An 8,547-nucleotide genomic window follows, 5' to 3' on the forward strand; every position below is an offset into this window, starting at 1 on the left:
AGCTCTGCCAAGCCGTCCCAAAGCTGGGTAACAACGCCTCAAACTCTGACATCCTCAAGCCAGTTAAACTGCATAGGATTCGAGGTTTTGTCCGTAACTCGGCATAGGTCACTTTCATTGAATGTCTCGGGTCGATGCTTCTGACACTAATCATCCTATCGGTTCAATTTCCGATAAGGTCTAATGTAGCGAGTCAAATGCAACAGGTAGCGATCGCTATTGACGTGAAGCGTTTGAAATCTGCCTTGAAACAGCGGCCCCTGCCGACCATAGCGACGATTGACAGCATTGGTGTAAGACAATGTGAATCCGTGCATTGCTTTCGGCAGGGAATCATCGCGCAGATGAATCAGAAAGTGATAGTGGTTAGGCATCAAGCAGTAGGCGATCGCATCGGCTGTCTGCTCTGTCAGATAGCGGCGAAACTGCTTGAGGAAGTAGAAATAGTTTGCCCGCTCGAAGAAAATTCTTTGCCGCCTGTAACCCCGATTGTAGAGATGGTAGTAGCACCCTGGCACTAGAATTCGCTTAGCTTTTGGCATAAATCCTTCGTTGCGGAGAAACCCCTAAGACTAGTATTCCCTCTAGGGACCGGTCCTTTTGAAGGACCGGTCCCTCGAAGGCTAACGCAACGAGCGATAGCGCATCAGGTAGCTCAGCACCTCGCCCTGCTCCGGCGTCAGCAGAATGCCAGCGGGCGGAATCGCGATTAGGTCGCTCCACAAGCCCTGGTCGGCGTAGCTCAGCTTATGCAGAGCATTGATCGCCGATCGCACGCCTTCCTGCGACCCCATAATCAGATGGCGCAGGCGCTCCCGTTCCGGCTGGGCGCGGGGGATGTGCAGGCGCACAGGTTCTGTGTCTCCCAGATTGGTCAAATCCGGGAGATGCGGGTGGATATAAAACAGCATTTTGGGACTCCTCCTTCAAGAAGTGGGGTAGGAAATCCCAAAAACTTGGCCGTCCCAGACATAGCAGTTCGGGACGGCCTGAGTAATAATTACTCTAGCCTCCGAGACAGCTTGTTCCTGTCGAAGGGGTCAGGTGTCGGAAGATTGCTGCGAACAACTTTCGACACCGCATGACCAAATTTTTGGGTGATAGTCAAGCTGCACGCAGACAGCTATAGCTCCAAAATCTACCCCATCTAACGCCCCAGCGCAAGTTAAGTTTGTTACACCAAGCGGTTCTCAGTTCCATCCCTCAACTTTATGCTTCATCAGCAGATTGATCCCAGGAGCTTATGGCGCTTGATCGTGGTTGGCGCGATCGCCCTCAGCCTAGCCAGTTGCCAAACCCAGCCCCTCTCCTCGGAGCCAAGTTCGCCCCCAGCAGCAGACTCTACCGCGACCCCAGCAGACTCTACCTTTGCCGAGGTGATCGCGGTTGAAGCCACCGCTGGCGAACCGGGCGCTTATACCTTTGCCGTGACGGTGCAAAGCCCAGATACCGGCTGCGATCAGTATGCCAACTGGTGGGAAGTCGTCAGCGAAGCAGGAGAACTGATTTTTCGCCGTCCCCTGGCCCATAGCCATGTAGAGGAGCAGCCGTTTCGCCGAGCGGGCGGGGCCGTGGCCGTCCAGCCGGATCAAACCGTGATTGTGCGCGCCCACATGTACCCTACGGGCTACGGCAGTCAGGCCATGCAGGGCAGCGTTGACGCAGGTTTTATAGCAGTTGAGTTACCCCCAGAATTTGCTGCCGAGCTAGCCCAGCAGGGACGACAGCCTGCGGGCTGCGAGTTCTAAACCGCTCGACCTTCTACTTTTCACCCACAAACGGCGTGGCCCAGCGCTGCCAGTTTTCCTTATTAAAGGGCGATCGCCACTTGTAGATTAGCTCTCGCTCTAGCTGCTGGCGGGCTTTGCGATCGCAGGGCGCTTCACACCAGAAGCCGATATTAACCGCAGTGGAAAGCTTAAGCTGGTTGTGCAAGGAAACATAGTTGAGAATGTAGCGCTTGCAGTCATGGACGCCCTTCCAGCGCTGGTTAGATTTCACCGTCTCGCCCACGTAGAGCAGGATCGGCAACGCCGCATCTACCACAAAATACAGCGCCGCTACGCCCAAGTCATCAAACTGCCAGCGCCAAAACTCGGTATTTTGAGGCCGTAAGGTAAACGGATCGAGTGGGGTGGGACTGCTGGCGATCGCCCCTGACTCAAACAAATTCCCCTGAACGACTGGAACCTGCTCTACCTGCTGCTGAAACCGGAAGATTCGCTGCTTCCAGTCCTGCAGTTCGCTGGCGTTCATCGTGGCGCTGGGATGGCGATTGGCGTAGGTAGACAACCGCGCCGACTGCTCGGCGGCATAAGACAATAGGGAAGGTTGCTCTGACGTCACGCTAACCTCATCAAACTCTACCGATAGCGCCTTCAACTCTAGCAGACTCTACGGGTAGGATATCGGCAATCTCAAGTTGACGAAACATGGCAAACTATCCCGTGACGCCAGATGGTCGCTACTTCGTCGTCAAAGGGCGGCTCTGGCGCTGCACTGACCCCAGCCTGACGGCAGAAACTCGCCAAGAGTGGGTGAAAAAATTGATGCAGGCGCGGCGGCAGGTGAAAGCGGCCCAGCAAGCTGATGACGAGGCAGCTCTAAAACAGGCGCGATCGCAGGTGCAAGCGGCTAAGGAAGCTCTGGGAGAGCGTGGCCCGGTGTGGTGGGATGACGGTGCCCCTGACTACACTCAAAAACTGGCAAAAAATACGCCCTACGCTGACTGGTATGCCTCACTGCCAGCAGATCTCTAACGTCAGCAAGATTTGCCCCCAAAGCTCAGGCGGCACAATCAAAGGGCTGCACTAGGGAAAAAACAGGATGGCGTCAGCCTCAAAAACCGCAATTATTACCGGCGGTGCCCAGGGCATCGGCAAAGGCATCGCGCTGCATCTGCTAACCGCTGGCTGGAACGTGGCGATCGCCGACTTAGACGCCGAAGCCGGGGCAGACTGTTTGGCAGAATTTGAGCTGTTTTCTGAGTCCGTCATTTTCTGCCAAACTGACGTGACCAGTGAAGCCTCGGTGCAAAACTGCCTCGACACCACCCTCGAAAAGTTCAGCGCCCTACACGGCCTGGTGAATAACGCGGGCATCGCCAATCCCTACAATGACCCGATTGAAAAACTCTCCCTAGACGACTGGAACCACAAGCTAAGCACCAATCTGACTGGCTATTTCTTAGTCACTAAACACGCTGTTCCCTCGCTGCGCAAAACCAGAGGCGCGATCGCCAATATCGCCTCTACCCGCGCCCTCCAGTCTGAACCTCACACTGAAGCCTACGTCGCTTCTAAAGGCGGCATCGTCGCCCTCACCCATGCTCTCGCCATCAGCCTCGGCCCCCAGATTCGGGTCAACTGCGTCAGCCCCGGCTGGATTGCCGTCAGTGACTGGCAGAAAGAAAGCCAGCGATCGCAGCCTCATCTCAGCCGCCAAGATCACAGCCAGCATCCGGCGGGGCGCGTGGGCAAACCCAGCGACGTAGCGGGGCTAGTGACCTATCTGCTCTCAGAAGAAACCGGATTTATCACCGGCCAAAACTTTGTCGTCGATGGCGGCATGACCCGCAAAATGATTTATGCCGAGTAGCTATAGCCGCCGCTCAGTCTGCACCATCCGCTGATAGGAAAGCCAGCCCAAAATCACCATGACGCCAGCGAAAATGGCTAAAAAGCTGAGGTGCGGCGCGATCGCCCCTATATCCTCCCCGGCTGCCGCTACGCCTGTCAAAGCTTCGTTCATGTGGTAAACCGGGTTGAACTGGGCAATCTGCAGCAGCACCTCTGGAAATAGGGAAGCAGGCAGAAACGTACCGCCTAAGATCAGCAGCGGCACCCCAAAGGCGGCCACTAGGGCATTGACATCCTCAGTGCGGCGAGCAAACTGCGTACCCAAGATAAAGCCCACGCCTACATAGGCAGCGATGCTAAGCAGAATGATCACCAGCCCCAGCAGCACCGCTCCTTCAAACTGAGCACCCACGGCAAAGGCGATCGCGTAGACCAAGACCGTCTGCCCCAGCCCGATAGCGCTGTGAGCGACAAAAATGCCGAGGAAGTAGGAAAAGCCGCTGAGGGGCGAGAGAAACAGCCGCTTCAGCGTCCGGTGCTCTCGCTCGGCCACCACCGTCGCCACGCTGCCCCCCAAACAGCTAAAAAACAGGGCCGCCCCCACCAGGCTAGGCGGAGCCGCATTTTCAAACGCCTCAGCCGTCGAAAGCTGCGCCCGCTCTGCCAAGATCAGGCCATTGAGCACCAGAATCAGCACCGGGAAAATGGCCCAGAAAATTAGGCTGCGTCGCCGTCGCCCCAGCTCGGTTAAAATGCGCTGAGCGATCGCCCAGGTTTCCGTCCAGTATTTCATCTGCAATTTCATCCCAACCCAGAGTTAAGAACGCGCACTTGCCCAGTAAATTAAGCGATCGCCCTCCTGCTAAACCCTTGCCGTCAGTTTTCTCGGCAACCCCAAAAGTTTTGTAGGCTATAGGGCATCGCTTCTATATTGAGCTTCGCATGACTTCCCTGAAAAACTATATCAACGGCCAGTGGATTGCCTCTAGCGCCTCAGAGCATCTGCTTGTCACCAATCCCGCAACGGCAGAAACCTTAGCCCAGGTGCCGCTCTCTCCCGCTGCCGAAGTGGAGCAGGCCGTGGCTGCTGCCGCCGCTGCTTTCAGCCAGTGGCGACGGGTACCGCCCACCGAGCGGGTACAGTTTTTATTCAAGCTCAAGCAGCTACTCGAAGCCAGCCTAGACGACATCGCCCGGACAATTACCCTAGAGTGCGGCAAAACCCTGAAGGAATCCCAGGGCGAACTGCGCCGCGCCATTGAAAACGTAGAAACCGCCTGCGGCATTCCCACCCTGATGCAAGGCCGCAACCTAGAAGACATTGCGAGGGGGATTGACGAGTTTATGTTTCGCCAGCCCTTGGGCGTCGCCGCCGCGATCGCCCCTTTCAACTTCCCGGCCATGATTCCCTTCTGGTTCATGCCCTACGCGATCGCCTGTGGCAATACCTACCTGGTCAAGCCCTCCGAAAAAGTGCCGCTGACGATGCAGAAAATTTTTGACCTAATCGATCAGCTCGACTTGCCAGCGGGAGTCATCAACCTGGTCAACGGCAGCAAAGCCACCGTCGATGCCATCTTGGAGCATCCCCAAATTCGCGCCATTAGCTTTGTCGGCTCTACCCCCGTCGCCCGCTATATTTACAGCCGCGCTGCCGCCAACGGCAAACGGGTGCAGTGTCAGGGTGGGGCCAAAAATCCGCTGATTGTGCTGCCCGATGCCGATATGGAGATGACCACGCGGATCGCTGCCGATAGTGCCTTTGGCTGCGCCGGACAGCGCTGCTTAGCTGCTTCTCTAGCCATTACGGTGGGGAAAGCGAGCCAGCCCTTTACCGAAGCGATCGCTGAAACTGCGGCCAACCGAGTCGTCGGCAATGGCTTAGAACCAGAGGTGCAGATGGGGCCAGTAATCAGTGAGCAAAGCCGTCAGCGAGTAGAAGGACTGATTCAGCAGGGCATCGACGCGGGGGCTAAAGCTCTGATAGACGGACGCAAGCCCCAAATCAGCGGCGGCGAACAAGGTTACTTTGTCAGCCCCACGCTGCTGGAAAATCTACAACCCGACAGCGAAATTGCCAACACAGAAATCTTTGGCCCCGTCCTGGGACTGATGGCGGTAGAGACCATTGATGAAGCGATTGCCCTGGTGAATCGCAGCCAATGGGGCAACATGGCCTGTCTGTTTACCAGCAGCGGCGCAGCGGCCCGTAAGTTCCGCTACGAGGCAGAAGCCGGCAATATCGGCATCAATATTGGCGTGGCGGCCCCAATGGCCTTTTTCCCCTTCAGCGGCTGGAAAGATAGCTTCTTCGGCGATCTACATGGCCAAAGCGATCACGCGGTAGAATTCTTCACGCAGACAAAGGTGGTAGTAGAGCGCTGGCCGAAAGAGTGGTCGCGGCAGTTTTAGGCAGACGGCTGGGCGGCAGGTAGCGTGGGCATCGCCCACGTATACGAGAAAGCTAGCAGGCACCGCCTACGGATGAAAGACCTGGTAGCGTGGGCACCGCCCGCGTACACGAGAAAGCTAGTGAGTAGGTAGCGTGGGCATCGCCCACGTATACGAGAAAGCTAGCAAGCATTGAAAGACAACAAGCAGGCAAGCGTGAAAGACACGATTCAAATTGATGGCATTCGGGCCTATGGATACAGCGGAGCGCTGCCAGAAGAGCAGGTACTGGGACAGTGGTTTGAAGTGGGGTTGACGCTGTGGCTCGACCTGGCTAAGGCTGGAGACAGCGATCGCCTGGCAGACACCCATAACTATGTAGAGGCCGTCCAGCAGACGCAGACAATTATCCAAACGCAGAAATATGCCCTCATTGAAAAGCTGGCGGCTGAGATCGCGCGGCGAGTCTTGGCCCAGGATGAACGGCTGACTCAGGTACGGGTGAGGCTGACGAAGCTGACGCCGCCCATTCCCAACTTCAGCGGTCAGATTACGGTAGAGATTACGCGATCGCCCGGTGATTTTTCTAATTAATTGCCTCTAACAAGTCGCTAAAGAAAGAGCAGCCCTGCCACTTCAAACATCAGTAGAGGGAGTGGGCAGGGCTGGAGACGCAGTTAGGAGGTATCTTGTAAATCACTCTATCGGCAGAAATGCAATGATGAGTCACTTTTAATAAGTTCTTAAAGTCTAGACCTAATAACCCGGCAAAACGGCCCAAAATGTTTACATTTCGATTCAATAGCGGCTTCAGTAGGCCAAGATCATCCAGTATTGCCGGACTAATTCTTGCAGAATCTTTATTAATTAAACAATCTATACGTTTTGCCGTCTGCGGCTGGTTTCTGCTGCCACATTAGAGATAGCAACTAAAACCCCTTGCTTTGGGGCAGCTTGTCAAAAGCGCTACGTCACTTACTGTCGGCTGTCGCTGAACTAAAGTGAATCGGCTTGGCCACCGCAGTGAGATTTAGCACAGGACCTCAAAGCAGTCGAAGGAAGGAGGTCAGATATGGGTATTGCCAGTATTAACCCAACCACTGGTGAAAAATTACAGGTTTTTGACGCGCTGACAGCAGCCGAAATCGACTCAAAGATAGCCTTTGCTCAGCAGACGTTTGCAGACTATCGGCACACTTCATTAGAGCAGCGATCGCAGTGGCTCCAGGCTGCGGCTACGGTGCTAGAGCAAAACCAGGACAACTTTGGTCAGCTCATGACGCTAGAGATGGGCAAACCGCTGCAGTCAGCGATCGCAGAGGTGAAAAAATGCGCCTGGGTCTGCCGCTACTATGCTGAAAATGCGGCGGCTTTCTTAGCCGATGAGCCGGCTAAAACCGATGCTAGTCAAAGCTATGTACGCTATTTACCGCTGGGGATTATTCTGGCGGTGATGCCCTGGAACTTCCCCTTCTGGCAGGTGTTCCGCTTTGCGGCTCCGGCCCTGATGGCAGGCAACGTGGGTCTGCTGAAACACGCCTCAAACGTGCCTCAGTGCGCCCTGGCGATCGAAACTGTTTTCAAACAGGCCGGATTCCCAGAAGGCGTATTTCAAACCCTGCTGATTGGAGCCGATCAGGTTGAAGCGGTGGTCAAAGATGAGCGGGTCAGGGCGGCGACGCTGACGGGGAGTGAGGCGGCTGGGGCTAGCCTAGCGGCGGCGGCTGGAAATCAGATTAAAAAGACGGTGCTAGAACTGGGGGGCAGCGATCCGTTTATTGTGCTGCCCAGCGCCGATATTGACGCAGCAGTGACAACGGCAGTGACCGCCCGGATGCTCAATAACGGTCAGTCCTGCATTGCGGCCAAGCGGTTTATTCTACACCGGGCGATCGCGGCTGAGTTTGAAAGCAAGCTGGTGGAAAATTTTCGGGCGCTTAAAGTAGGCGATCCGCTGGAGGCCGATACCGATCTGGGGCCGCTAGCAACTCCGGCCATTTTGCATGACATTGATCAGCAGGTGCAGGCTTGTCTTCAGGCGGGGGCGCAGGCGCTAGTCGGCGGCAATGTTTCAGCCCTGCAAAACCAGCTACCAGCAGCACTGAGAAAAGGCAACTTTTATCCGGCAACTGTGCTCAGCCAGATTCCGGCGGGGACTCCGGCTGATCAAGAAGAATTCTTTGGCCCGGTGGCGCTGATCTTTCAGGTAGATGACATAGAGGCAGCGATCGCCTTGGCGAATTCGACGCCGCTGGGGCTAGGTGCGAGCGCCTGGACGAGTGATGAAAAAGAGCGCGATCGTCTGATTAACGACCTGGAAGCGGGCGCGGTATTTATCAATGGCTTAGTCAAGTCTGATCCACGTCTGCCGTTTGGTGGCATCAAGCGATCGGGCTATGGCCGGGAGCTAGGACGTCAAGGCATCCACGAGTTTGTCAATATCAAAACGGTTTGGGTGAAATAATCTCGCTTGTTCTGGAATGAATTCTCCTCCGTAGGGGCATTAGGCCGATTAATTTCCTGCTTCCCCGCCTCATGTCACCCAAATTTCCTTCTGTACAGGCGGGTCTAGCCAATT

General features: G+C 55.6%; 10 protein-coding genes. 6 read left to right on the plus strand and 4 right to left on the minus strand.

Features of this window, described 5'->3' with window-relative positions; translation table 11 throughout:
* Positions 1-155 precede the first annotated feature (155 nt).
* Both QJQ48_RS17595 and QJQ48_RS17600 read right to left on the minus strand, forming a co-directional pair.
* Complete coding sequence (locus QJQ48_RS17595) at positions 156-542, minus strand: transposase (RefSeq protein ID WP_346292555.1); 387 nt, start codon at positions 540-542, stop codon at positions 156-158.
* An 81-nt stretch (positions 543-623) separates the two neighbouring features.
* A complete protein-coding gene (locus QJQ48_RS17600) occupies positions 624-911 on the minus strand; it encodes a hypothetical protein (RefSeq protein WP_346292556.1) in 288 nt (95 codons plus the stop codon).
* A gap of 300 nt (positions 912-1,211) precedes the next feature.
* Between QJQ48_RS17600 and QJQ48_RS17605 the strand changes: the two genes are divergently transcribed.
* Positions 1,212-1,748 (plus strand): hypothetical protein, encoded by a 537-nt coding sequence (locus QJQ48_RS17605; protein ID WP_346292557.1) that lies wholly within the window; start codon positions 1,212-1,214, stop codon positions 1,746-1,748.
* 13 nt (positions 1,749-1,761) lie between these two features.
* On the opposite strand, the gene QJQ48_RS17610 is transcribed toward QJQ48_RS17605, so the two are convergent.
* Positions 1,762-2,346 (minus strand): GIY-YIG nuclease family protein, encoded by a 585-nt coding sequence (locus QJQ48_RS17610; RefSeq protein WP_346292558.1) that lies wholly within the window; start codon positions 2,344-2,346, stop codon positions 1,762-1,764.
* Positions 2,347-2,432: 86 nt separating this feature from the next.
* Between QJQ48_RS17610 and QJQ48_RS17615 the strand changes: the two genes are divergently transcribed.
* Together QJQ48_RS17615 and QJQ48_RS17620 are read left to right on the plus strand one after the other, a co-directional pair.
* Positions 2,433-2,759: a hypothetical protein gene (locus tag QJQ48_RS17615; RefSeq protein ID WP_346292559.1), complete on the plus strand. Its 327-nt coding sequence runs from the start codon at positions 2,433-2,435 to the stop codon at positions 2,757-2,759.
* Positions 2,760-2,826: 67 nt separating this feature from the next.
* On the plus strand, positions 2,827-3,597 hold the full coding sequence (locus tag QJQ48_RS17620; protein WP_346292560.1) for a glucose 1-dehydrogenase: 771 nt from the start codon (positions 2,827-2,829) through the stop codon (positions 3,595-3,597).
* Here the strand turns inward: QJQ48_RS17620 and QJQ48_RS17625 are convergent, their stop codons facing one another.
* Positions 3,598-4,371 carry an ABC transporter permease gene (locus QJQ48_RS17625; RefSeq protein WP_346292561.1) on the minus strand — a complete coding sequence of 258 codons (774 nt, stop codon included), beginning with the start codon at positions 4,369-4,371 and terminating at the stop codon, positions 3,598-3,600. It lies immediately after the preceding gene.
* A 149-nt stretch (positions 4,372-4,520) separates the two neighbouring features.
* Between QJQ48_RS17625 and QJQ48_RS17630 the strand changes: the two genes are divergently transcribed.
* The 3 genes from QJQ48_RS17630 to QJQ48_RS17640 all read left to right on the plus strand — a co-directional run bounded on the left by QJQ48_RS17630 (position 4,521) and on the right by QJQ48_RS17640 (position 8,433).
* Positions 4,521-5,990: a CoA-acylating methylmalonate-semialdehyde dehydrogenase gene (locus QJQ48_RS17630; RefSeq protein WP_346292562.1), complete on the plus strand. Its 1,470-nt coding sequence runs from the start codon at positions 4,521-4,523 to the stop codon at positions 5,988-5,990.
* A 195-nt stretch (positions 5,991-6,185) separates the two neighbouring features.
* Entirely contained in the window at positions 6,186-6,563 is a 378-nt protein-coding gene (gene folB, locus QJQ48_RS17635; RefSeq protein WP_346292563.1) for a dihydroneopterin aldolase, read from the plus strand.
* Between the two features lie 478 nt (positions 6,564-7,041).
* On the plus strand, positions 7,042-8,433 hold the full coding sequence (locus QJQ48_RS17640) for an NAD-dependent succinate-semialdehyde dehydrogenase (protein WP_346292564.1): 1,392 nt from the start codon (positions 7,042-7,044) through the stop codon (positions 8,431-8,433).
* Positions 8,434-8,547: the final 114 nt, after the last annotated feature.

It is taken from the genome of Sphaerothrix gracilis Ecp01 (assembly GCF_030405905.1).
Taxonomy (GTDB): Bacteria; Cyanobacteriota; Cyanobacteriia; order Phormidesmidales; family Phormidesmidaceae; genus Sphaerothrix; species Sphaerothrix gracilis.

Coding starts and splice junctions, on each gene's coding strand:
- QJQ48_RS17605 (WP_346292557.1), top strand. CDS start 1,212: ATGCTTCATCAGCAGATTGATCCCAGGAGCTTATGGCGCTTGATCGTG.
- QJQ48_RS17640 (WP_346292564.1), top strand. CDS start 7,042: ATGGGTATTGCCAGTATTAACCCAACCACTGGTGAAAAATTACAGGTT.
- QJQ48_RS17595 (WP_346292555.1), bottom strand. CDS start 542: ATGCCAAAAGCTAAGCGAATTCTAGTGCCAGGGTGCTACTACCATCTC.
- QJQ48_RS17600 (WP_346292556.1), bottom strand. CDS start 911: ATGCTGTTTTATATCCACCCGCATCTCCCGGATTTGACCAATCTGGGA.
- QJQ48_RS17625 (WP_346292561.1), bottom strand. CDS start 4,371: ATGAAATACTGGACGGAAACCTGGGCGATCGCTCAGCGCATTTTAACC.
- QJQ48_RS17615 (WP_346292559.1), top strand. CDS start 2,433: ATGGCAAACTATCCCGTGACGCCAGATGGTCGCTACTTCGTCGTCAAA.
- QJQ48_RS17630 (WP_346292562.1), top strand. CDS start 4,521: ATGACTTCCCTGAAAAACTATATCAACGGCCAGTGGATTGCCTCTAGC.
- QJQ48_RS17620 (WP_346292560.1), top strand. CDS start 2,827: ATGGCGTCAGCCTCAAAAACCGCAATTATTACCGGCGGTGCCCAGGGC.